The following is a 25272-nucleotide window of genomic DNA, read 5'->3' on the forward strand; positions in this document are numbered from 1 at the left end:
CTCCGGCCAACTGCCGCGGCGCTCGATCAAAGGCGTTTTCACTCGATGAATTCGATGGATGGAAAAGTCAACTGGCTTGAAGAGCTGGTGACCTTTACGATTGGGGTGATTTCCAGACCTACATCGCTGGTGAACGTCGCCTCCGTCACACCGCTGGCATTGGTTGATGTCGCGATATCGACAAACGGTGCCCCCAATATCCAAGTCACCGGTTCATACAGCGCCGGGTTGCCATACCGGTCGAGCAATACCACCCGCAGGGTGACGTCGCTGTCGACTTTTGCTTTTCTGACGTAGATCTCGGCATCCAGTCGATAGAACGCAAATGTCGTGGGATCATTACCCAGTGTGAGCGTCACCGCCGGTTGTGGCTCGCGGGCGTCCAGCCGATAACTGATCACGTCACGGCCCATGGTGGTGCCGGCTCGCACGGTGACCGTGGCGACGCCCTCGCCATCGGTGGTGGAGACGGGTCGGTCAAAGGTGCACAGCTTCGATGCCCAGTAAATATTGACGTTGCCCTGGGGGGCCTGGGCCCGAGTGACCGTGACAGTCAGTAGCGCCGTGTCATTGCTGTTGGCGACCAACTCATCAACGTCGACGCTGCATTCGACCGCTACCTGGTCCGCCGTGGACTGGATACCCAGCAGGGGCGATGCCCGGTTCGGGTCCGTCAGCAGGGCTGCGACTTGATGGGCCACTTCTTCGTATTGACTGAATGAGCTTTGCTCGTCCAATAAGCCAATTTTCAGTGTGGTCTTCGCATCCAGCTTGCTCGACAACGAGAACCCGCGCAGACGTGTGAACAGGTCCAGGTGTGCAAGCGTGCGGATGTAGCCCGGCCCGGCATTGACGTGGTTGGCGCAGGCGCGCACCTCTTCGGCACTGCAATCAAAGAGCTCGGCCAGCAGTCTGGCGGCTTGCTCCTGTACCAGGCGCAGCCCACCGCCAGACAAGTCCCCGGGCAGCCCGTTGACCAACCGCAAGTAAGCGAGCAACTGTGCTTCGGGTGCCTGGCTGAGCACCACGGCACGGTTATAAACCGTCAGGTAATACAACGCGCTCGGCGTGAAAGGCTGCGCGGCAGGGAGACCATTCACGCCATCGCCGATGCTCAGGTAAAGGGCAAGGAATTCGGCACTCAGCCTGAGTTCTTTGACCACCTCGCTGCGCCGGGTAAAACCCTCCAGCATGCCCAGGAACGGATCGCCCGGCGGCTCGTCACGCGGCCCCCGGCCCGATACATTGGTCGCTGTGGTCCGTCCCAACACCTGCACAAGCACGTCATGCACCGTGCCACCCGACCAGCTCAGCACCGGCAATACCAGGGCGGAAGACAACTGCCCGAACACGGCCAGGCTCTCTTGCACCACGCTGTGCTGGCTGGCGCGACTGCCCAACAATACCCCGAGGATTTTTTCAACGGTCTCGGGCTCCTCTCGATCGAGCACCCGCCGCACGACGAGCTCAACGACCTCACGGGCATAGGGTTCATAAGGTTGCTCAGCGGACTCGTCCCGGTGGATAACCAACCCATCATGATCCGCCAGCTCAAGCAGTTGGTTGGTCCATTGCCGGTTGTTCGACAAAGCCGATACGCCCGCCATGCTCAGCGCCGCCTCGGTGAACAAGGCCGGTGCGAGCTGTCCGCGGATCTGGGCAAGGAGTTGAATCTGCGTCTCGGAAGGCTGAGGCGGCGCGGCAATGGGTTTGACATGTTCCACCGTCCAGGCCACGCTCAGGCCACTGTCGGCACACCAGCGCGCCCAGCCCTCCAGGCGACGGATTTCCGACAGCACATCCGGTGTCGACATTCTTTCCGGGTTGATGTGCGGTTGCCCGGCCAACACACCACGCCAGGTATCGGCGCTCAACAGGTCCAGTATCGTCACCGCCAGGTTCGGTGCCACGCCCAGAATCTGTGGCAACCTGGCCATGCGGTAGAAACTTGAAATCACCGGCAGGCTGCGTTTGAGCTTTGTCAGGCCATGGGCGTCGGCAATCAACGGCGCCAGGGTGAAATACGTGGCCAGGTCGATATGCAGGCCACCGCAAATCTGTACGACCGTCAGTGCTTCCCCTTCAGAAACCGGTACCAGTGCAAACTCGCTGTCATCCAGCACCAGAGGCGGGGTCGACAGGGTGTCCTGGTTGAACACCCGGTCGAACTGCGAGCGCTCGGCGCCACGACCAAAAATCGAAAGGTCGCCCACGAAAGCCGCAAACTCTTCAGCCGAACATTGGTAGTTCTCCCTGAGCATCTGAAACAGACCCAGTGCCCGAAGGGTATTGTCGGTCATCCAGTAATTGGGGGCATTCTCATCCAATGCGCCTTCTGCAAGCTCGGCCCGAGCGGATTCGGCACCGATGATGGCACTCAACAATGCGTCTGTTTCATGGCTGGGCAGTTGCAAGCCATTGTCCAGGCGGATCTTGCGATTGAGGCGATCGATCTTGTCGAACCTGTAAACATCATTGTCGAGAAAAAGCTGGGTGATTCTGTTAGTGAGTTCAGAGCCCCTGTACTCGATTCCCATAGAGGCTTCAGCCACCCCATTGTTGACGAACACCGAGCCTGCATGCCCGGGGGTGATCGCTACGTCGGTGACCAACACATGCTCGGACACGCTGGGGGCGAACAGTTCGACCGACAGCAAGGCTTCCAAGCCGAGTTGAGTCAGTTTGGTGCGCTGGTTGAAAAAAACGGTCTGGTTCAGGTTGTACTTTTCAACCGACCCCTTCTTCAGCCCGAAGTTATCCTGGAAATAGGCGTCTTCCGCGTCCTCATCAGTCTCTGGAAAATGCGCATCTTCGGTCATGATCAACCGCTGGCTCGGGCTCAGTCGAGACGCCTGGGTAAGCGCATGATCGGCGGTTTCCGACCAAGGCAATGCGTGCAGGAAATAGGGTGAGTCGGGATCGCACAACTCCACCACCGCGCCCACGGACTGACCCAGGTCCCGGGTCAACTCATCCAATGTGGTCCAAGGATGGTGATACGGCAGGCCATTGGGATAGCGCCACTCGCTCAGCAAACGGTCCAGGTTTTCGATTTCACCCAAGGAGTCCTCGATGGACTTTTCCAGCACAGCGCTGACCACCTCGACCGAAGACACCACGCCATGCACCGCCACCGGATCGATACGCAGTGTGTTCAGGTCGACCCGCCGGGTCCTGAGCGCGTAGGCCTGGTCTGGATCGGAAGGCCTCAACCGTTGTTCCGACCAGTGCTTGAGCCACACTGCATAGGCCACCGGCGAATGAATGGCTTCGATTGCATCAACCGGACATTTCTTGGCAAAGTCAGGTTGAAACAGCTTGCCGTAGGTAGGTCCGTCGGCGATCAACGACAACAATCCCTGACGCATATGCGCAGGTGGCGGCTCAGGGCTGGTCAGCTGGCTTTCGATAAAGCGGCGCAACACCCACGTCGCCAGGCCGTTGAGACGCAGCGCGAGTGCCTCGGCATCATCGTGTTCCAGCCCGTATTCGTTCACCAGCCCGACAACCCCTTTGCGTGCCAGTGCACAGACCGAGCCACCGGCTGCGAAATACTGCTCAAGATCGGACAGGCGATCAGCCTGTCGTCCAGCCAAGAGTTGCTCGCAAAAACGACTGGCGATTTGAGCCGGAGATTCATTCATCGTAGTGCTCCGCTTCAACGGTTGAGACGCTGGGACACAGCTTGCTGGCGATGGCGTGCTTGAGATCGCTATTGCCAGCAAGCTGCGCTCCCACAGAGGTAACTGGGTCAGGATGAGTAGTGGGCTGCCGGCCTTTTCCAGCAGCTCTGGGGCCCCAGTAAATGACACGGCGGCCTGCTTAAACACCTGCTAGTTCTGACAGTCCCGATGAGCGGCAGAGCTGACGCAGAGAGAAGGGTCGTGGAGCAAACCTGTGGGAGCGAGCCTGCTCGCGATGGCGGTGGCTCAGCAGCATCGACGGTGCCTGACCCACCGTTATCGCGAGCAGGCTCGCTCCCACACTGGCCAGGTCAGTCGCCGCTGTCGCCAGTACGGGCCACTTCAAAACGCAGGCTGTCGCCCCAATCCGAATCGTTTTGCCGGGCCTTCACCCAATGAGCGCCCGGCTGTAAAGGGGCATCGGGCGAGGCGCTCCAGGTACCGTCCGTTACCGAATCGCCTTGGGAAACAAGCCGCCGGGAATCGAACCACTGCGACAACTCAATACGTTTGCCGGTCTCGCCCGTACCGGCGAAAAGCACCATGTCCGCAAACCAATGTCCGGCTTCAGGCGCGGTAAACGTCGGCGCACTGGACAGCTGTAACACCTCATGGGGCTCGCTCCAGCCCGAGCGATAACCCTCGCTTTCCTGCTGCACCACCCAATGCTGCGGACCCGCCGGCCGGTCGAGGGACAACGGCAGCGACCAGGTCCGGTTCCCTTGCACCTGGGCCCGGCCCAACAGTGTGTCGGGCGCATCGCTCCAGGCCACTTCGACCCAATCGCCGGCGTACCCGAACCCGGAGAGCGTCACCCTCGACCCGGTGTGCTGCTGCACGATGGGCGACTCGATGATCGGCAGGGCCGGAATGACGGTGAAAGCATGATCGGGGCTGAGCACGGATTCCTTATCGGCAAACAACTGTTTGGCACGCAGCACGTAGTCCCCCACGGGCAAGGCGTGCTCGTAGATCCAGTAGCCGTCGACGCCCCTGGCTTTCACCCTGTCCAGGAATTCACCGCCCAGCCACAACTCGACCTGCGCCGTATCGAACTCCAACGCCTTGCGGGCATAGCCGTCGATGACCGCATTGCGGGCCAGCTTGTCGCCTGGCTGAGGATGGTCGATGGTGGGGGGAAACAGGATGACTGTGAAGGACACCGGATCGCTTGGTTCAAAAGGCGGCTCGCCATGGATCTGGACGGCATATATGCAATATGTCCTGAGCGCAAGATCCTCGAGGCGCACCGACCATTCGTTCTGAGTGACGGATGCCTCGCCCAATAAGCTGTCGGTCACCGCCTCGAACACTTGTATTCTCGCGCCTGGGATACCTCCCGTCCCTGTGACGACGGGGTTGTGATCGACCTCGACATCGATGGGCGCGGTGATGATAGGCCTTGATCCGACTACATCGAACGCCAGGGTCGCTGCATTGGAAGTCTGGCCACCGAGGGCCTGTGTCACGCTGACGCCATGCGGACCGGGGGTAAAAGGCTCGGTCCGGGTGAACGTCCAGGTAGTACCGCTCACGATGGCGTCATGGGGCGTGCCTTGCTCCCCATCGAACCCGAGTTTCACTTGGGCGCCATTCAAGCAGGTGCCCGAAAAATGCGGCGTCAAGCCGTCCTGGCGCACCTCCACGGTGGGCAGTGGGGCCGGGATGGTGAAGGACCGCGTGGTGCTCGGTGCAGACGAAAGCTCCTTGAACAATTGCCACGCTTGCACACGGTAGATACCCGGATCCCAGGCTTGGGTGGCGGTAGTGGTCCAACCGTTATCAGCGCGGACAGCGACAATGGGCGCGGCGGACGACTGTTCGCCTTCACGCCGCACCTCGATCTGCGCCGCGGGCTGGCCTTCCCAACGATGGCCGGTACCGGAAAACACTGGTTTGCGGTCCGTGCCAACCTGACTCGTCAGCGTGGGTACTGGGACAGGGATCGAGACCGTGAGCCGGTCGCTCCAGTCGGAGTAAATCCAGCTTGAACCGTCGGCCAGTTTCTGCCGGATATTCATCTCGTGCCGGGCCGGAGGCTGATCGGACCAATCCACCACCCACCCGCCATCACGCACCTCACCGCTAGCCTGGGGGGTATTATTGTTAGCAATATGAACATCCACCGTGGCGCCGGGGTAACCAGTGCCTGAGAATCGCACCGTGCCAGGGCTGGGGTAAGTGATTTGGATATTCGTTGGTTTCGGCGGCTTTATCTTGAAACTGGCAGGGCTACTACGTTGTGAACGGACGTTTTGATAAATCTGTTCGGCCACCAAGGAAATGGGGCCCGCCGGAACCTGTACCTCAGCGGTCCAGGATCCGTTGGTAGCTACGGAGCCTTCGCCGACCGTAATCTCTGCAAAGTCCACTTTCACTTCAACTTTGGCACCTGCCACGCCGTTGCTTCCAGCTAACGTGAAGCGCATCTCTTGATCGCTTGAGGTGGGGTTGATGAGCAGTAGCCCAACTACTCTGAAAGAGACATAAGGGGTGTAACTCAAAACGGGGCTGGTCTGGACTGAATATTCAGCCCTCACGGTATAAGTTCTACTCGACAAAAAAACAGTGGGCCTGGCTTCCCATGTTGTCGCTGGCTCTACAACGGTGACCGAAGCCATTTCCGTGGACTCTTCGAGCACCCTGATAAGCATCCCCGGGTTACCCGCAAAGCATTCCCCGCCGAAAACAACCTGATTCGAGCTCAATAAGGCGTTCGATAGGGGTCTTACTAATGTCGTTGCACGTGTGCTGACTGTTTTTGGCCTCGAAGGCCCTACCGTTGTCTGATGGGCGTAATACGTCAGAGTCTCCGACCCGTTTGGTATAGCGCCTTGCACGCTCCAACTGCCGTCAGGGTTGATGTCGTAGCCATAACCCACTCGCTGGTTGTTACTTGAATCAAACAATTCAATCGGCTGAGAATTGGGCCGGGCACCAACCCCGGAAACAAGGAAGCTTCGCTCAGGGACATAACCCGACGGAGAAATGATTTGGATTCCTAGCGCCTCTTCAGTGCTTTCGCCAGGCTCATCGCTCGCAAAGACATCATCGTCTGAACTCATGGCTCACTACTCACCGGAGCCACTTCAAAACGAGGGCTATCGCCCCAGTCTGAATCGTCTTGCCGAGCCTTCACCCAATGGGCGTCCGGCAACAAGGGCGCATCGGGCGAGGCGGTCCAGGTACCGTCCGCCACCGAATCGCCTTGGGAAACCAGCCGCCGGGAATCGAACCACTGCGATAACTCAATACGTTTGCCGGTCTCGCCTGCGCCTGCGAAAAGCACCGTGTCCGCAAACCAATGTCCGGCTTCAGGCGCGGTAAACGTCGGCGCACTGGACAGCTGCAGCACTTCATGGGGCTCGCTCCAGCCCGAGCGATAACCCTCGCTTTCCTGCTGCACCACCCAATGCTGCGGACCCGCCGGCCGGTCGAGGGACAACGGCAGCGACCAGGTCCGGTTCGCTTGCACCTGGGCCCGACCCAACAGTGTGTCGGGCGCATCGCTCCAGGCCACTTCGACCCAATCGCCGGCGTACCCGAACCCGGAGAGCGTCACCCTCGACCCGGTGTGCTGCTGCACGATGGGCGACTCGATGATCGGCAGGGCCGGAATGACGGTGAAAGCATGATCGGGGCTGAGCACGGATTCCTTATCGGCAAACAACTGTTTGGCACGCAGCACGTAGTCCCCCACGGGCAAGGCGTGCTCGTAGATCCAGTAGCCGTCGACGCCCCTGGCTTTCACCCTGTCCAGGAATTCACCGCCCAGCCACAACTCGACCTGCGCCGTATCGAACTCCAACGCCTTGCGGGCATAGCCGTCGATGACCGCATTGCGGGCCAGCTTGTCGCCTGGCTGGGGATGGTCGATGGTGGGGGGAAACAGGATGACCGTGAAGGACACCGGCTGGCTTTTCTCGGAGGGCAACCCGTTATAGGTTTGCACCGCATAGACGCTGTATGAGCCAAATGGCAGGTTTTCAAGGGGGACCGACCATCCGTCCTCGGTCACGGAGGCCTCACTCAAGAAGTTTTCCGTCACCGCGTTGAATACCTGCATCATCGCCCCCGCCATACCACCGCTCCCCCTGATGGTGGGGTTGTGGTCGACCTCGACATCGATGGGCGCGGTGATGACCGGCTGCAAGATGACAATCTCGAACGCCAGAGTTGCCTCAGCCGAGGTCTGGCCGCCGAGCGTCTGCGTCACGCGGGCGGTATAAGTGCCGGGCATGAACGATTCCGTCCGGGTGAACGTCCAGGTGGTACCGTTCACGATGGCGTCATGGGGCGTGCCCTGCTCCCCATCGAACCCGAGTTTCACTTGGGCGCCATTCAAGCAAGTGCCCGAAAAATGCGGCGTCAAGCCGTCCTGGCGCACCTCCACGGTGGGCAGTGGGGCCGGGATGGTAAAGGACCGCGTGGTGCTCGGCTCAGACGAAAGCTCCTTGAACAATTGCCACGCTTGCACACGGTAAGTGCCCGGGTCCCAGGGTTGGGTGGCGGTAGTGGTCCAACCGTTATCAGCGCGGACAGCGACAATGGGCGCGGCGGACGACTGTTCGCCTTCACGCCGCACCTCGACCTGCGCTGCCGGCTGGCCTTCCCAACTGTGGCCGCTACCGGAGAACACCGGTTTGCGGTCCGTGCCGACCTGAATCGTCAGCGTAGGGACCGGCACGGGGATCGAGACCGTGAGCCGGTCGCTCCAGTCGGAGTAAATCCAGTTTGAACCGTCGGCCAGCTTTTGCCGGATATCCATCGAGTACCGGGCCGGAGCCTGATCGGGCCAATCCACTGCCCACTGGCCGCCAGTCACATCAACGCTGGCCTGGGGGGTACCGTTGCCGCTTATATGGATATCCACTGTGGCGCCGGTGAAACCAGCACCTGAGAATCTCACCGTGCCGGGGCTGGGGTAAGTGACCTGGATATTCGTTGGTTTCGGGGGCTTTATCTTGAATGCCCGAGGAGAACTACGACCCGAGTCTTTCCCGCTCAATGTTTGCATGGCAACCAACGACACCGGTCCCGCCGGCACGGTCACCTCTGTACTCCAGGTACCATTGTCCTGGGTGACCACCGAGTGACCCACACTGGTGTTCGTCAGGTCGCGATAAACCTTCACGGTTGCACCTTTCAAGGCATTGTTACCACTGAGGGTAAAGGTTTGCGCCTGAATGCTATTAGCGGCAGGACCTGTGATGGCCGGAACCCCTAATACGCTGTAGGTAACAGGTTGGGAAACGACGGTGGGGAAACCCGCCAACTCGAAGATCGCTACCACCGCGACAGGGCCACTGGGGAGCGCAACATTAAAAGCTGATTCCCAGCTGTCGGTCGCTGTAATAGTCGTTTCGGCTGCCAATTGAAAATTTTGATTGTCGCTCCTGACCACTTTTACTTTGCTACCGGGGGCACCGAGTCCTCGGAAGCTATCACCGGTGGCGATAACAGTATTGGCGGCGGGTGCGATGATATAGGCGAGAAAAATATGCTGACCAAGGGAGTTTTCGGACGGCTTGCCGCTTACCACCTGATAAGCGTCAATCGTCATGTGGCGTCCATCTGGCGTGAGATTGACAGTCGCATTCCATATTCCGCCAAACGTCACTCTTGCCTCGGACGGGTTGGCGCTGACGCTGGTGCGGACAAACACCGAAGCACCATGGGCGTATAAAGCGCCTCCGCCGGTAACGACTACGCTACGGGCGCTAACATTTCTGATCGGATCGATAAATGGCGCAGGGACAACGTGTTCCACCCTGACTTGCCCCGTCATATTGACGTCGCCCACTCCTTTTCTGTCGTATATGAAATTAAAGTGTATAACCGCATCCTTGGCGTTACCCGCTACAGAGAGCGTTCGGACAAACTCATGCCAATCGTCGTCTTGGGTCGCATCCTCCGTTAGTAGTTTCCAACCCGTATCGCCTGCGCCGTCCGAAACAAGCCCCAGTTTAATATCCCCCTTGTTTCGGCCGTTGCCGCTTGCCCGATATCGCTGCGTCTCTACGGTGAATAACCTGCCGGTAGGAAACCATGTGTATTCCACTTCGAGGTCTGCCCAATAACCATCTTTTGTAGCCCTTATGATCCTTGTTCCACGAGTCTCACCCATTTCAATAACACCTTCCTCCTGTGCCGCAGGTTCGAGGCTGTTCTGTTCGGAATCGTCGTCAGTGGTCATGTCTGACTCCCAAGAAAATGGCGACGGATAGCATTCGCAAAACCCGCTCTGGGAATGAGTAAATGACAAACCCGTTGTGGCACACACCTGTCATGTTTGACAGTGTCGACGGGTGGCAGGACGCGGTGTAAGGCACTGCCGAGTGACTACAACGCCTTGCGCAACGGACTACAGATCCGCCAGAATCCGCCGGCTTGTGCGCCTTGGCCTTGCCCCGTAACTTGATTCGCGTCGCTGAAAATCAGTGATCGGGTTTAGTCGCCCGGTGGCAAAGTGGTGCGCACAAGCTTCATCCAGTCGGGTTCCCCTATCCCCGCACTTGATGGTGGCTGTTCGCAGGGCGCCCTCGGGCGCGCCGGGCTTCACTTTTCCACCGGTCGACTAACCTGCGTCCAGCCGCCACCCCTCGTTTAGTCGCGAATGGGTGGCAGCCCCATCATGGAAAAGTGAATATGATCAAACCAACACCCAATCCCCCGCACACCGACCCACTCTCCCCCCACGACACCCTCGATCCCGCCAAGCTCGACCAGGCCGCCCAGAGAGCTCTGGACTATTACCTCAAGCCCGACAACGACCAGCCCGACCCGAAAACCGCCAAACACCTGGATTACTTCATCGTCGCCCCCGACGCCGACCCTGAAGGCATGCTCGCGCACACCTACGAAACCTTCTGCTCGGTGAGCACGCTGATTCTTGATTTATCCGAAGATCTGGAAGGAGCCCCGCGCAACCTGGCCCTGGCGATTCACCAGATGGGCGAGATGGGGGTGTTGTTACTGGAGCGGTTGCTGGATAGCGAAGAGAAGATTCAGCGCTGAAGACCAGGGTTCATGAAGGACCTGTGGGAGCGGGCTTGCTCGCGAAAGCGGTGGGTCAGTCACTTAACAGGTGACAGACAGAACGCATTCGCGAGCAAGCCCGCTCCCACAAGTGATTTGCGGTGCTTTGTCTAACTCAGCCCGGGCTTGAAGTACATCTGTAAAAAGTCGGGGATGGCATCAAGCCGAAGCCGGTAATGAATGAAAGCTGAAATACTGCTGCAGCGCGCTGACCAGTTGTCCGTACTCCGGCGGCGCCCCATGGAGGCTGAAGCCGGCGTCGAAATGCTGTGGCGTCACGTCTTCATGGCACCACAGGCAAGTGGCCTTCAGCTTGATATTCCTCTGCGACCCTTCATCGGCGGGGATTTTCAGGTGCAGTTCAAAGTCTGCACCGACCATCAATGGCAACGTACTGATCAGCATCAGGCCATGTTCAGAAAGGTTTCCCAGATAACCAATAAGCCTGTCGTTGACGCCGTTGAACACTTTCAAGAAGCACGGCAGATCCTGCCGTTCAATCCGACGCTTTTTGTACATGTCTTGTATCGCTTTTTCTCAGCCCCAAACAGGGACCTTCCCAATGCTTCGGAACGAGCCCAAGCCAGCCCGCTCTCCCCGATCCCGGTGCCAGACGCTTGCAAGCGCCTTGAGCCTGTTCCTGCCGGTCACAGGTGTTGCCTCGCGGTTAGAGAGCATGCTCTAGCCACGAGTTGTACAAATATAGCTCAAGCTTGGACAGAAGCCAGTCCGCAGCGATGCCGCTCCTCGGCTGGGAAACATTCCCAGATGCGGCTTCGCTGCGGGCGGCGATCAGAATGCCGTCGGACGGATCGCCGAGGCACTGCGGGTCGGGTAGTGCCCCAGGCTTTCGAGGGTCTCGAGCCGGGCGCGGGCGCGGAAGGCGTATTCGCTGGTGGGGTATTGCGTGATGATGAACTGGTAGGTCTGTGCCGCATCGATGAACAGCTTCTGCCGCTCCAGGCACTGGCCGCGCAGCATCGAGACTTCCGGCTGCATATAACGGCGGGCACGGCTGGCGCGGTCGACCTGGGACAGTTCGAGCATTACCTGGTCGCAATTGCCACGGTCATAGGCCTTGTAGGCCAGGTTCATGTGGTGGTTCATCGACCACCGGGTGCAGCCCGTGATGCTCAGGGCCAGGGCAATAAAAAGCACGAATCGCATGGGAAGGTTCTCCTGTCTTGAGCGCTGTATCGGCCTGGGTGGGGAAATCTTCAGCCCTGAACAGAACCAGAAACTACCTTTGTGGCGAGGGGTATTGTGTCCACAGGGGGGAAATGTGAACACCTGGGAGGCGCAAAAATCTTCGGGAATGTTCATTTCGAAAAAGAAACGAATAAGTAGTGCACATGAACAATGACTACACCCAAAGACCATAGTAGCCTTCGCTGGCGCTTGAACCTGAGGAGTCTTGCATGTCCGTCCGTCGCACCAAAATCGTCGCTACCCTTGGCCCGGCCAGTCATTCGCCGGAAGTTCTCGAACAGCTGATTCTGGCTGGCCTGGACGTTGCCCGCCTGAACTTTTCCCACGGTACCCCCGACGAGCACAAGGCTCGTGCCAAGCTGGTGCGCGACCTCGCCGCCAAGCACGGCCGCTTCGTTGCCCTGCTGGGCGACCTGCAAGGCCCCAAGATCCGTATCGCCAAATTCGCCAACAAGCGCATCGAGCTGAAGATCGGTGACACCTTCACCTTCTCCACCAGCCATCCGCTGACCGAAGGCAACCAGCAGGTGGTCGGCATCGACTACCCGGACCTGGTCAAGGATTGCGGCGTGGGCGACGAGCTGCTGCTCGACGACGGTCGCGTGGTCATGCGTGTCGACACCGCCACTGCCACCGAACTGGTCTGCACCGTGACCATTGGCGGCCCGCTGTCGGACCATAAAGGCATCAACCGCCGCGGCGGCGGCCTGACGGCACCGGCCCTGACCGACAAGGACAAGGCCGATATCAAGCTGGCCGCGGAAATGGAAGTCGACTACCTGGCTGTGTCCTTTCCCCGCGACGCCGCCGACATGGAATACGCCCGTCAGCTGCGCGACGAAGCCGGCGGTACCGCCTGGCTGGTGGCGAAGATCGAACGCGCCGAAGCCGTGGCCGACGACGAAACCCTCGACGGCCTGATCAAGGCGTCCGATGCCGTGATGGTGGCCCGTGGCGACCTCGGCGTGGAAATCGGCGATGCCGAGCTGGTGGGCATCCAGAAGAAGATCATCCTGCACGCACGCCGTCACAATAAAGCGGTGATCGTGGCGACCCAGATGATGGAGTCGATGATCCAGAACCCGATGCCGACCCGCGCCGAAGTGTCCGACGTAGCCAACGCCGTGCTCGACTACACCGACGCCGTGATGCTCTCGGCCGAAAGCGCCGCCGGCCAATACCCGCTCGAAGCGGTGCAGGCCATGGCACGCATCTGTGTGGGTGCCGAAAAACACCCTACCGGCAAGACCTCCAGCCATCGCATCGGCAAGACTTTCGAACGCTGCGACGAGAGCATTGCCCTGGCGACGATGTACACCGCCAACCACTTCCCGGGCGTGAAGGCGATCATCGCCCTGACCGAAAGTGGCTATACGCCGCTGATCATGTCGCGCATCCGTTCTTCGGTGCCGATCTACGCGTTCTCCCCGCACCGCGAAACCCAGGCCCGTGCCGCCATGTTCCGTGGCGTCTACACCGTGCCGTTCGACCCGGCCGCCCTGCAACCGGGCGAAGTCAGCCAGGCGGCGGTCGATGAGTTGGTCAAGCGCGGCGTGGTGCAGACCGGCGACTGGGTCATCCTGACCAAGGGCGACAGCTACCACACCATCGGCGGTACCAACGGGATGAAAATCCTGCACGTCGGCGACCCGATGGTCTGAGTACCCGGTTGCTGAAATAAGAAAGCCCTGCCATGTGGATGGTGGGGCTTTTTTATTTCTGTCTTCAGGGGTGGGATGGCTGTTCGGACCTCATCGCGAGCAGGCTCGCACACAGGGGCCTTCAGTGGACACAAGTTTTCTGTTCACAGCGGACCATTGTGGGAGCGAGCCTGCTCGCGATGAGGCCCTAACAGCCACCACAAAAACTCAACCCCGGCTAAGAAACACATCCGCCAACAGTTGGTTACGCGGCAACCCCGCCAGGTACAAGCGCTTGGCAAAAGCCTCGACCCGCTCGGGATGGCCGCAGGCCAGGGCCAGGGTCTGCCGGGACGTTAGCCGCAGTTTCGCCAGCGCCGATGGCGCTTCGGCCGAGGTCAGCAACTCGACGGTGAGGTTCTGGTGCTTGGCCGCCAGCGCTGCCAAGGGCTTGTCCAGATAATGTCCCGCCGTGTCATGAGCGACATGCACAAGATGAATCGGCCCTCGATGCTGCTGGCGCAGAGCCTCGCGCAGGATGCCGAACAACGGCCCCAATCCGGTACCGCCAGCCAGCAGCCACAGTGGCTTGTCGTGCCAGGCGGGATCGTAATGCAGCGCACCGCCGCGCAGTTCGCCCAGGCGGATGGGCTCCCCCACGTTCAGGGAGCGAGCCCTGTCGACAAATTGTCCGGGCTGGCGGCAGTCGAGGTGAAACTCCAGGAAACGGTCTTCCTCCGGCAGGCTTGCCAGGGAATAAGGCCGGGCGACATCGCCGAGCCACAGCACCAGGTGTTGCCCGGCCTGGTAACGCAGCGCCCGTTCAGGAGTGACGCGCAAACGCAGCACGTCGGGGCCCAACCAATCCGCCGCCACTACCTGGGCCGCCTGGCCGTCGCGTTGCGGGTCGAACGTGTGGACCTGCACATCCTCGACCACCTGGCATTGGCAGGCCAACCGCCAGCCCTGATCGCGCTGTGCCGGGCTCAGGGCATCGGGCCGAGCGTCGCGCACATCACCGCCGGTGCATTGCACCAGGCAGGCGTGACAACTGCCGGCGCGGCAACTGTAGGGCACCGGCACCCCGGACTGATTCAACGCGTCCAACAGGTTACTGCCGGGCGCGACGGTCCATTGCCGGCCGGCGACCGTCAGCTCAGGCATCGACACTCTCCCAGGCGGCGGCACATCGATTCCGGCCGTCTCGCTTGGCACGGTACAAGGCCTGGTCGGCACGTTGCAATGCGCTGTCCAGGTCATCGTCCATTTCCAACAGTGTCATGCCCGCCGACAGGCTGAGAGGCCCCACCCGTAGACCGGTCAACTCGACGCCGGCAAACGCCAGGCGCAGCCGCTCGCAACAAGCGGTCAGGCGCGCGGGGTCACAGGCGGGCAGGAGCATGACGAACTCTTCGCCGCCATAGCGCGCCAGCACGTCGCCTTCGCGCAGGCAGGATGTGGCAACGCTGGCGAAGGCCTGGAGCACCTGATCGCCGGCGGCGTGGCCATGCAAGTCGTTGATGCGCTTGAAATGGTCAAGATCGATCAAGGCCAGGCCATGGGCCATGTCAGGCTTGAGCGTATTGAGTTCACGGGACGCCAGGCGCAGGAAATGCCGGCGATTGAACAGGCCGGTCAGTTCATCGGTGGCCACCAGGTCTTCGAGCTGGCGCATCATGCCGCGCAGGGTGTCCTGGTGCGCCTGCAAGGCAAAGCGCCGCTGACGCATGCGCTGGCGCGACGTCTGGACATAGCGGGCGTACAGCACCAGCCATACCAGCACGATAAACAGCACACACACCTGCAAGCCGGCCAGCGTGGGGTCAGAGAGCCGGAAGAACCAGGCGTCCCACAAGGTGAGGCCGGTGAAACTGAAGAACACCAGCATCGCACAACGCACAAAGGCATGGCGGGACAGGTGAAACAGCCCGAATAGCAGGATCAGTACATAGAAGACCAGGAACAGGCCCCGGGCCTGGTCCAGGTGCCCCATCATCCAGGTCTGCCAGCCCAGGCCGATCAGGACTTGCACTTCCGTGAGGCTGGGGTCGGCGAACCGCAGGTTGCGACCGCTGATGAACACTGCGAACAGCGCCCCCTGGCACAGCACCACCAAAGCGCTGCCAATGATGACGCCGCGTAACGAATCGAGGTAATGCCCACTGAAAAATGCCAGCCACAGCAACACCAGCGCCAGCGCGTAAGTCGCGGCCGCCAGAGCGAAGCGTTTGAGCAGGAGACGTTGAATGGCGTTATGGGTCAATCGTTGACTCACCATGGGAAAGGAAACTGACAGGAGGCGTCCTACGCTACAGGCCAGACGCCACTTTAGTGGCGTGTAGGACAAATGACCATTCAATTCTGGAGCAGAAAAATGGCGTCAAAGCAATGGCCCGGATTGACGCAGGGGTTTCTTGCTCGACGCCCCCCCCACTTGGGCTGAGGGATTTATCTGTGGCGAGGGGATTCATCCCCTCGCCACAGATAAATCCCTCAGCCCAGATTAATCCCCTCGCCACAGGGCAGCTCGCTCCCACAGGGTGTCCGCCTGCGATATACTGCCGCGCCTTTTTAGCGTCGCGCCAGCATGCCCGGCGTGCCTTGACCTGAAGGTCAGCTGCAAGCCGCAAGCTCCAAGCGACAAGCTCAGAGCAGTACGCATACTGCTTCAGCTTGCTGCTCGAAGCTTGCGGCTTGAAGCTGCCTTATAGAATGTTCCCGTTTTAGAGAGGAGCGCGACTCATGACCGTGATCAAGCAAGACGACCTGATTCAGAGCGTTGCCGACGCCCTGCAGTTCATTTCCTATTACCACCCCGTGGACTTCATCCAGGCGATGCACGAAGCCTACCTGCGCGAAGAATCGCCGGCGGCCCGTGACTCCATGGCGCAGATCCTGATCAACTCGCGCATGTGCGCCACCGGCCATCGGCCGATCTGCCAGGACACCGGCATCGTGACCGTGTTCGTACGGGCGGGCATGGACGTGCGCTGGGACGGCGCGACCATGAGCCTGGACGACATGATCAACGAGGGCGTGCGTCGCGCCTACAACCTGCCGGAAAACGTCCTGCGCGCCTCCATCCTGGCCGACCCGGCGGGTGCGCGCAAAAACACCAAGGACAACACCCCGGCGGTCATCCACTACTCCATCGTCCCGGGCAACACCGTGGAAGTGGACGTGGCGGCCAAGGGCGGCGGCTCCGAGAACAAGTCGAAAATGGCCATGCTCAACCCGTCCGACTCCATCGTCGACTGGGTGCTCAAGACCGTTCCGACCATGGGTGCCGGCTGGTGCCCTCCGGGCATGCTCGGCATCGGCATCGGCGGCACCGCCGAGAAGGCCGCGGTCATGGCCAAAGAAGTGTTGATGGAATCCATCGACATTCATGAGCTCAAGGCCCGCGGTCCGCAGAACCGCATCGAAGAAATGCGCCTGGAGCTGTTCGAGAAGGTCAACCAGCTGGGCATCGGCGCCCAGGGCCTGGGTGGCCTGACCACGGTGCTCGACGTGAAGATCATGGATTACCCGACCCACGCCGCCTCCCTGCCGGTGTGCATGATCCCCAACTGCGCCGCCACCCGTCACGCCCATTTCGTGCTGGACGGTTCGGGCCCTGCCGAGCTGCAAGCGCCACCGCTGGACGCCTACCCGGAAATCGTCTGGGAAGCCGGCCCGTCGGCTCGTCGCGTGAACCTCGACACCCTGACCCCGGAAGAAGTGCAGAGCTGGAAACCGGGCGAAACCGTGCTGCTCAACGGCAAGATGCTCACCGGTCGCGACGCGGCGCACAAGCGCATGGTCGAGATGCTGAACAAGGGTGAAACCCTGCCGGTGGACCTCAAGGGACGCTTCATCTATTACGTGGGCCCGGTCGACCCGGTAGGCGACGAAGTGGTTGGCCCGGCCGGTCCGACCACCGCCACGCGGATGGATAAATTCACCCGCCAGATCCTCGAACAGACCGGCCTGCTGGGCATGATCGGCAAATCCGAGCGTGGCCCGACGGCTATCGAAGCGATCAAGGACAACAAGGCCGTCTACCTGATGGCCGTTGGCGGCGCCGCATACCTGGTGGCTCAGGCGATTCGCAAGTCCAAGGTCCTGGCATTCGCCGAACTGGGCATGGAAGCGATCTACGAGTTCGAGGTCAAGGACATGCCGGTGACCGTTGCGGTCGACAGCAAGGGCGAGTCGGTGCATATCACCGGCCCAGCCATCTGGCAGAAGAAGATCAGTGACAGCCTGGCGGTAGAAGTGCAGTAACCGGCACCTTCGCACCGTTAAAAGGCCGGTGGGCGACAAGCCCACTGGCCTTTTTTGTTGCGCGCTGGAACGCCTACCACTTATCGGCCTGCTCGCACACCTGTCGGATCTGACAGGTTACCCATCGTTCATCTCTTGGCATCCTCATGTTCAGCCGGGTATCCCCTGATATTGCCTAACAAGAAGATTTCCTCGATGGCAGAACAAACGCCTCTTCAGATTGTGACCCCCACCATCGCCAACAGCGCATCCATTGCCACGATGGGTAGCCGGATCGGCCCAGTCGGCACACGAGGGGCGGCCTCTTTCGAATTACCCTTGCCTCTTTCCGGCGCCCGCCACCTGACACCGGCGCTGGCGTTGCACTACAACAGCCAGAGTGGCAACGGCACCTTCGGCATCGGCATGCAGCTGTCCCTCGCCAGCATCGCCCGCCGTACCAGCGAAGGCGTCCCGCACTATGCCGATGACGACGTGATGATCGATGCCGACGGGGTCGAGCGCTGGCCTGAGTTCAACGAAGGCATGCCGGTCATTCGCACCCTGGCCGGGCCCGGCAGCCGGGCCTGTTCGGTGGTGCGCTATTACCCCAGGATCGAAAGTGCATTCGATGTGTATGAACTCTGGAGTCCCGACGATGGCCAGGCGCCGTTCTGGCGGGTCCAGGGCAGCAATGGTCATTTGTATTGCTACGGCAACAGCGAAGCGTCGCGCATCACCGCGCCCCACACCGATCCGCAAGCGCCGATCCGCATCGCCGAATGGTTGCTGCTTGAAGAACTCGGCCCGTCCGGCGAGCACATCTTTTATGAATACGAAGCCGACCCCGGTCCATTCGACGGGCCCCATGATTATCGCGCCCAGCGCTACCTGCGGCGGGTGTGCTACGGCAACGCCACGGCCAGTGACGACTTCTACTGCTTCGAAGAGATCGATCCGGCCAGCAGGCACTGGCATTTCCATCTGCTGTTCGACTATGGCCAACGCACCCTCGACCTTGCGCAGAAACCGGCTTGGCACGTCCCGGAAGAAGCACCGTGGCAACTGCGCAGCGACCCGATCCATACCTACCGGTACGGTTTCGAAGTCGGCACACGGCGCCTGTGCCAACAGGTCCTGATGTTCCATCACTTCCCCGCCGAAGCAGGCACCGAACCTGCGCTGGTCGCGCGGCTGTTGCTGGAATACAGCGCCACCACACTGGGCTACAACCTGCTGACCGCAGCTCATTATCAAGACTGGGACGCCGAGGGCCGGGTCGATTACCGTCCTCCCGTCGAACTGCACTACAACGATTTCGAGCTCAATCTGACACCAGAGCCGTTCTTTGAACTGCAGACGATGCCCGCGATGGAAGACGGCAGGCACTACCACTGCGTCGACTTGTACGGCGAGGGCGTTCCGGGTTTCCTGTGCCGCTACACCCATGGCTGGTATTACCGCGAACCGGAACGCGGCGAGGCCGACGACAAAATTGCCTACGGTCCGTGGTCACGCCTGGATAACGTACCGATCGCCGCCGACAACCCGACGGTGTTGCAGGTGCTGACCGACCTGACGGGCAGGGGGCGCCTCAATTGGCTCATCGTCCAGCCCGGCATGAGCGGGTTCTACACCCTCAACCCGGACCGCAGCTGGTCCACCTTCACGGACTTCAAGCGTTTTCCGACGGAGTTACTGCACCCGTCCGCGCAACTGGGGGACCTGAACGGTGACGGTTTGCGCTCCCTGGCCATGATCGGCCCCAAGAGCGTGCGGTTGTATGCCAACCGCCGCGAAGCAGGGTTTGCCCCTGGGGTGGATGTGCCCCACGAACCGGACAGCGCCCTGCCCTTGTTCAGTGACTCGCATAACGAGCTGGTGATGTTCGGCAATTTGCTGGGCAGCGACGGTACCGAGCTGTGCCGCATCCGCTGCAACGAGATCAAGTGCTGGCCGAGCCTGGGCCGTGGGCGCTTCGGCGCAGGCTTTGTCATGAGTGCCCTGCCCTTCAGCTACAGCCAGTTCGATGCCGAACGGGTCCGCATCGCTGACCTGGACGGGTCCGGGGCGCCGGCGCTGATCTACCTGCAGAGCGAATGCTTCGAGATCTACCTCAACCGTGGCGGCAATGGACTTGAACAGACACCCGTGCGAGTACCATGGCCCGAAGGTGTGCGGTACGACAATCTGTGCCAGGTTACCCTGGCCGATCTGCAGGGCCTGGGATGTGCCAGTCTGATCCTGAGCAAGCCGCACATGACGCCTGACATGAAACCCGGCCATTGGCGCTATGACTTCGTCGCGGCCCGCCCCTATCTGCTCAATGCCATGAACAACAACATGGGCTGCAGCAGCTCCCTGAGCTATCGCAGCAGTGCGCAGTACTGGCTGGATGAAAAACAGCAACGCGTGGCCAGCCGGGAACCACTGACCTGTTACCTGCCCCAGGCCCTGCCGTTGGTGGCGTGGCAACGACAATTGGACGAAATCACCGGCAACTGCCTGACCCAACGCTTCACCTACTTCGAAGGCGACTATGACAGCCATCACCGGGAGTTCCGGGGCTTCGGCCGGCTGTACCAGGTCGACAGCGAAGCGCCCGAAGGCGAGACACCAACCGGTTTCACCGCGCCGGTACTGGTCAAGACCTGGTTCCACACCGGCCGCACCGTGGATCAACCCCTCAAGGACTGTTTCGCAGGCGACACCGATGCGGTGCCGCTGGGCCCGACGCTGCTGACCCGCTTCCATGAAAGCGACGAGGCCAACGAGATCATCAGCCCCGATCCGGACACCGCACGGGAGATGGCTTATGCCTTGGGCGGCCATATGTTGCGCAGCGAAACCCATCCCGCCGAACCGACCAGCACGGCCGGACCTTACACCGTGACCCAACAGCGCTACCTGCTGCGCCATCCCCACATCCACCACAAGAGCCTGCTGGTGCTGGAACTGGAGACGATCACTTATCAATACGACGGGTTTATCGACGATCCGCAGGTCCAGCATGGCCTCAACCTGAAGTGGAACCTGTTCGGCCAGCTTATCCACGGTTTCGCCGTCCACTACGCCAGGCGCCTCACCCCACTCGACCCACCGCCCTTCGACGATGACGACGAAAACGGCTGGTGGCGCGACGCCCATGACGACCAGCAACAGGTGTTCCACATCGTCGAGAAGCGCGCCGAGCACCTGCACCTGATCGATGACGACAGGCAACGGCAGCGACTGAACCTGCCATGGCGCTCCAGGGCCAACGGGTTGCAACGTCCAAAAGGTGACCTGCCGTTGGGGCTCTCCCCCCGGCAGGTCAGCTATGAAAGCTTCCTCGAACATCAGGACTCCCCATCATGGGACGCCGCCCGGCAATTGATCGCGCTTCAGGAACAGAACTATCTGCTGGACGAGCACGACGACATAGCCTTCCCGGCACTGCGTGGCCCACTGGAAGTGGCCGAGTTCGATAAGCATGCGTTGCAAGCCTATGATGATCTGCCTCCCCCCTTCGACATCCGCGAGCAGTTGGAAACCATAGGCTTCGAGCCCATGAAACTGTTTCTGCCGGACGACCCGGACGAGGACGAGCGCGAAAATCTCTGGTCCAGGAAAGTCGGGTTTGCGACCTATGAACCCCTCGAAGGCTTTTTCCAACTGACAACCCTGCAGGAAACCCAAAGCCACGGGGTGACCACCGTCGAACACGACCCTTATCACTTGATGACCACTGCCGTGACCTTGCCGGACGGCTGCACGACCCAGGTCGAGTACGATTACCACGCGTTACTGCCGCGCAAGATCGTCGATGCCAATGACAATATCCAGCAGGCATTCTATGGCCCGGCGGGCACTCCGCTGGGCGTGACCTTCCATGGCACCGAGGGCGGCGCGCCGGCAGGCTTCGACGACATCGCCACTTACCAGCCGCCCGCGGACCTGTCGCCGGGCCATGCCATCGATTATCCACAAGATACCCTGGGCCGGATCGCCAGTGCCGTGCGCACCGACTCACTCAGTTGGATGGGAACGCTCGATCTCGCCCTGGTACTCCCCGCACAGCGCGAGGAGTGGATCAGCGAGCGCTATCTGCTGCCCGACGGCCACATCCGCGCCTCGGCGCGCACGCGCCTGGCGCGACTGAGCGAACGCAGTGCTGCTCAGGAACTCCTGTGGGTGCTGATACAGGGCGTGACCCGGGAACCGATCCACAGTGTCGCGCTGAACGCCGATCGTTACCCGGACGATCCGTTGCAACAGATCCGCATCACCGTCAATGCCGTCGACGGATTCGGCCGTGCCCTGCAAAGCAAACAGCAGGTGGAAGCCGGGCAAGCCTATGCCGTGGCCGAAGACGGCTCGCTGGTGTTGCAGGACGGGCAGCCGCTCCAGCACCTGGCCGAACGGCGCTGGCGGGTGAGCGAAAGGGTCGAGTACGACAACAAGGGATTGGTCACCCGGGTCTACCGCCCCTATTTCGCCGATGCCTGGCGCTACATCAACGACGCTTCGCTGCGCGTGCATGGTTATCACGACCAGCAGTTCTATGATCCGGCGGGACGCCTGGTCAAGGTCATCAATGCCAAGGGGCACGAAGCCTGGCACGTCTATCACCCTTGGTACCAGTGCGACTTCGATTACAACGATACGGATCCAGGGGACTGAAATGTGTACAGGCAGGCCCACGCCATGAGCACGGTACATGTGCGTACGCCGGATCTGACCGTCGTCGAGAGTCGTGGCCTGCCGGCTCGGCAGATCGTTTATTTGCGCGACCAGGTCGCGACTCCGGCCAGGGCGCTGATCTCCCGACGCCGCCACGATGCCGCCGGCCGACTCATCGAGCAATGGGACGCGCGTCTGTTCGATAGCGCGCCCAAACCCAACCAGGCCACCCGCTATGGTATGAGCGGGCATCTTTTGCGCACCGACAGCGTCGATGCAGGTTGGCGCCTGGTTCTACCGGGCCTGGCGAGTGAAATCCGACAACGCTGGGACGAGCGCGGCAGCCACTGGCGCACGAGGCACGATGAGCAACTGCGCCCGGTGGCTCTGGAGGAGAACGGCCAAGCCAATGTGGATACCTTCACCTATGCCGACAGTACCGCGGATGCCGGTCACAACCTGCGCGGACATTTGTTCGAACAAACCGACCCCTCGGGCAGCCTGCGCCTGGACAGCTACGGCCTGCTCGGCCGACCGCTGCGCGAAACACGCACATTCGAGGATGACAAAGCCTTTACCAGCCTCTACCTCTACGATCCGCTGGGCGCCGTCCTGGAACAGACCGACGCCGGCTTGCATCGCAAACGCTGGCGCTACGACCTGGCCGGACAGCTTGCACAGGCCCAATTGCAGCTCATGGGGCAGACCGAATGGCTACCGATCCTGGAAAATGCCTGCTACAACGCCGGTGGGCAAATCATCGAACAACGGATTGGCAATGGCACGGTCAGCCACTGGCGCTACGATCCGGCCGATGCGCGCTTGCAGCGTCAATGGACGCTGAGCAACCAGACAGCTCTGCAGGATTTCGAATATGCGTATGACCCGGTGGGTAACATCACCCGTATCCTTGATCAGGCTTTCACGCCCAGTCATTTCGCCAACCAGCGGGTCGATGGCCACCGCGTGTTCAGCTATGACTCGTTGTATCGCCTGCGCAGCGCCAGCGGATACGACGATCGCCCGCCCTCGGACAATCCTGGCCTCCCGCAGCCGACCGATCCCAATGACCGGCGCAACTACGTGCAAACCTACGAATATGATCACGGCGGCAATCTGGTCAAACTCCACCACGCGCGCGACGGTGCCAGCCACACCCGCCAGATGTTCATCGACCCGCACAGCAACCGGGGCACGCGCTGGGAGCCGGGTGATCCCGCACCATCGTTCGATGCGCTGTACGACCGTCACGGCAACCTCCTGGCACTGCAACCCGGCCAGGACCTGGAATGGAACGCCCGTGATCAGTTGGCGACCGTGACACTGGTCAAGCGTGACGCCGCCCCCAACGACGAAGAGCATTACCACTACAGCCAGGGCCTGCGGGTCTATAAACGCCACGACGCCTACGCCGGCGCCACCCGTCATTTCCATGCGGTGCACTATCTGCCTGGCCTGGAAATCCGCACACGCGACTCAGGCGAGGCGTTGCACGTCATCCAGATCGCCGCCGGGCCCGTCAGCGTACGTTGCCTGCACTGGATCACCGGCAAACCGGCCGGAATTCCCGACGATCAGTTGCGCTACAGTCTGCAGGATCATCTGGGCTCGAGCCTGATGGAGCTTGATCAGCAGGCCCGGTTGATCAGCCACGAAGGCTATTATCCGTTCGGGGCGACGGCCTGGATGAGCGCACGCTCGACCCTGGAAGTCGGGTACAAGACCCGGCGCTATTCGGGTCGGGAAATGGACGTCAGCGGTGTGTATGCCTACAACGAACGCTACTACGCACCATGGCTGCAGCGCTGGATCGCCGCCGATCCAGCGGGGGATGTGGATGGGTTGAACCTGTATGCGTTCCTGGGCAATAACCCATTGTGCTATGTGGACAGCGGAACGAACCGAATCGAGTGGCAGGTCCTGAACTATTCGGATTTCATTTCAGAACTCGGGAAAGAAGCCGCAACGGCGCTGGCGCAGATCGACAACATCATCAACAAGACCAACATCGCCAAGGAAATGCTGAAAAACCTGGCAGGTGAAACCCTCGGCGCCGTGGTCGGTTTTTCGGGTGGCTACGTGGGGGCGGAGGGGCTCGGTTCCATGGTTCCATTGCTCAATGAGGTCCCTTATATGAGTGGCCTCACCGGTGGGAACATAGGCGCCGACATCGCGGACGTGACAGCCGACATCAGCCTCCCGACGGCCCGCCTGCTGCGGCCGCTCATTCCGCAGACATCGGCCATGTCGATCAAGGCGATCGATAGCCGGTTAGGGCTCGCTCGGGACGACTCCCTGGGCGCCTCGGTCCAGGAGTTCTCGAATTTTTTCCTGAATCGCGTCGTAGGCACGGTGGTACCCGGCCTCAACTTGCTGAAACTGGGCGTTCGGGCCCAGGAAGCCGAGGACATCAAGATGGGGCTGACCCCCGTCAAGATCCAGAAGATCGAAGCCATGCTCGCCGAATGGAAAAGCACCGTGCAAGAGCGTTGGAGTGCAACGGACGCCACTTTCAAGGCCCTGGGTCAATCGGTCATTTACCCAGGCGACTTGTTGCCCAACGTCAACCACATGACCCCCCGGCAAACCCTGACACCGATCCACCATTCGGTCTTGCAGAGAAAGACCCAGCTCACGCTCGACTACATCGAACGGGCACAAACAGGCATGACTTGGTACAAAGAGATGAGTACCACGGATAATCAATTCCTGTTGAAGCGCTCCCGCACCAGGGCCGCAAGAGGATGACGCGATGGATCGGCTTGCCCCTGATGGCTTGGATCGAAGCGACGTCC

Annotated in this window: 12 protein-coding genes; 5 read left to right on the forward strand and 7 right to left on the reverse strand. The window is 60.8% G+C overall.

Going from position 1 to position 25272, the window contains the following annotated elements; translation table 11 throughout:
- Window positions 1-38: 38 nt before the first annotated feature.
- The 3 genes from FBX99_RS01055 to FBX99_RS01065 form a co-directional block, all read right to left on the reverse strand.
- Complete coding sequence (locus FBX99_RS01055) at window positions 39-3644, reverse strand: Tc toxin subunit A (protein WP_144924533.1); 3606 nt, start codon at window positions 3642-3644, stop codon at window positions 39-41.
- 350 nt (window positions 3645-3994) lie between these two features.
- Window positions 3995-5740: a hypothetical protein gene (locus FBX99_RS01060; RefSeq protein ID WP_145130415.1), complete on the reverse strand. Its 1746-nt coding sequence runs from the start codon at window positions 5738-5740 to the stop codon at window positions 3995-3997.
- A 1004-nt stretch (window positions 5741-6744) separates the two neighbouring features.
- Window positions 6745-9879 (reverse strand): hypothetical protein, encoded by a 3135-nt coding sequence (locus tag FBX99_RS01065; RefSeq protein WP_145130417.1) that lies wholly within the window; start codon window positions 9877-9879, stop codon window positions 6745-6747.
- A gap of 452 nt (window positions 9880-10331) precedes the next feature.
- Here FBX99_RS01065 and FBX99_RS01070 point away from each other — a divergent pair, with 452 nt between their 5' ends.
- Complete coding sequence (locus FBX99_RS01070; RefSeq protein ID WP_145130419.1) at window positions 10332-10700, forward strand: DUF6124 family protein; 369 nt, start codon at window positions 10332-10334, stop codon at window positions 10698-10700.
- Between the two features lie 180 nt (window positions 10701-10880).
- On the opposite strand, the gene FBX99_RS01075 is transcribed toward FBX99_RS01070, so the two are convergent.
- Both FBX99_RS01075 and FBX99_RS01080 read right to left on the reverse strand, forming a co-directional pair.
- The gene (locus FBX99_RS01075; RefSeq protein WP_144924521.1) at window positions 10881-11240 is read right to left on the reverse strand and encodes a PilZ domain-containing protein; all 360 of its coding nucleotides are present in this window, start codon (window positions 11238-11240) and stop codon (window positions 10881-10883) included.
- Window positions 11241-11513: 273 nt separating this feature from the next.
- Window positions 11514-11888: a tol-pal system YbgF family protein gene (locus tag FBX99_RS01080; protein ID WP_144924519.1), complete on the reverse strand. Its 375-nt coding sequence runs from the start codon at window positions 11886-11888 to the stop codon at window positions 11514-11516.
- Between the two features lie 251 nt (window positions 11889-12139).
- Here FBX99_RS01080 and pyk point away from each other — a divergent pair, with 251 nt between their 5' ends.
- On the forward strand, window positions 12140-13591 hold the full coding sequence (gene pyk, locus FBX99_RS01085) for a pyruvate kinase (protein ID WP_047701234.1): 1452 nt from the start codon (window positions 12140-12142) through the stop codon (window positions 13589-13591).
- Between the two features lie 207 nt (window positions 13592-13798).
- On the opposite strand, the gene FBX99_RS01090 is transcribed toward pyk, so the two are convergent.
- Both FBX99_RS01090 and FBX99_RS01095 read right to left on the reverse strand, forming a co-directional pair.
- On the reverse strand, window positions 13799-14734 hold the full coding sequence (locus FBX99_RS01090; RefSeq protein WP_144924516.1) for an iron-sulfur-binding ferredoxin reductase: 936 nt from the start codon (window positions 14732-14734) through the stop codon (window positions 13799-13801).
- Complete coding sequence (locus FBX99_RS01095) at window positions 14727-15833, reverse strand: diguanylate cyclase (RefSeq protein ID WP_144924513.1); 1107 nt, start codon at window positions 15831-15833, stop codon at window positions 14727-14729. Before FBX99_RS01095 ends, FBX99_RS01090 begins: the two co-directional genes overlap by 8 nt.
- 479 nt (window positions 15834-16312) lie before the next feature.
- Here FBX99_RS01095 and FBX99_RS01100 point away from each other — a divergent pair, with 479 nt between their 5' ends.
- The 3 genes from FBX99_RS01100 (at window position 16313) to FBX99_RS01110 (ending at window position 25225) form a co-directional block, all read left to right on the forward strand.
- Window positions 16313-17836: a fumarate hydratase gene (locus tag FBX99_RS01100; RefSeq protein WP_145130421.1), complete on the forward strand. Its 1524-nt coding sequence runs from the start codon at window positions 16313-16315 to the stop codon at window positions 17834-17836.
- A gap of 195 nt (window positions 17837-18031) precedes the next feature.
- A complete protein-coding gene (locus tag FBX99_RS01105; RefSeq protein WP_145130423.1) occupies window positions 18032-22477 on the forward strand; it encodes a SpvB/TcaC N-terminal domain-containing protein in 4446 nt (1481 codons plus the stop codon).
- 24 nt (window positions 22478-22501) lie between these two features.
- On the forward strand, window positions 22502-25225 hold the full coding sequence (locus FBX99_RS01110; protein ID WP_145130425.1) for an RHS repeat domain-containing protein: 2724 nt from the start codon (window positions 22502-22504) through the stop codon (window positions 25223-25225).
- The last annotated feature ends 47 nt before the right edge of the window (window positions 25226-25272 follow it).

This window comes from Pseudomonas sp. SJZ074 (genome assembly GCF_007828215.1).
Lineage (GTDB): Bacteria > Pseudomonadota > Gammaproteobacteria > Pseudomonadales > Pseudomonadaceae > Aquipseudomonas.

Coding starts and splice junctions, on each gene's coding strand:
- FBX99_RS01055 (WP_144924533.1), bottom strand. CDS start 3,644: ATGAATGAATCTCCGGCTCAAATCGCCAGTCGTTTTTGCGAGCAACTC.
- FBX99_RS01105 (WP_145130423.1), top strand. CDS start 18,032: ATGGCAGAACAAACGCCTCTTCAGATTGTGACCCCCACCATCGCCAAC.
- FBX99_RS01100 (WP_145130421.1), top strand. CDS start 16,313: ATGACCGTGATCAAGCAAGACGACCTGATTCAGAGCGTTGCCGACGCC.
- FBX99_RS01080 (WP_144924519.1), bottom strand. CDS start 11,888: ATGCGATTCGTGCTTTTTATTGCCCTGGCCCTGAGCATCACGGGCTGC.
- FBX99_RS01070 (WP_145130419.1), top strand. CDS start 10,332: ATGATCAAACCAACACCCAATCCCCCGCACACCGACCCACTCTCCCCC.
- FBX99_RS01110 (WP_145130425.1), top strand. CDS start 22,502: ATGAGCACGGTACATGTGCGTACGCCGGATCTGACCGTCGTCGAGAGT.
- pyk (WP_047701234.1), top strand. CDS start 12,140: ATGTCCGTCCGTCGCACCAAAATCGTCGCTACCCTTGGCCCGGCCAGT.
- FBX99_RS01065 (WP_145130417.1), bottom strand. CDS start 9,879: ATGACCACTGACGACGATTCCGAACAGAACAGCCTCGAACCTGCGGCA.
- FBX99_RS01075 (WP_144924521.1), bottom strand. CDS start 11,240: ATGTACAAAAAGCGTCGGATTGAACGGCAGGATCTGCCGTGCTTCTTG.
- FBX99_RS01090 (WP_144924516.1), bottom strand. CDS start 14,734: ATGCCTGAGCTGACGGTCGCCGGCCGGCAATGGACCGTCGCGCCCGGC.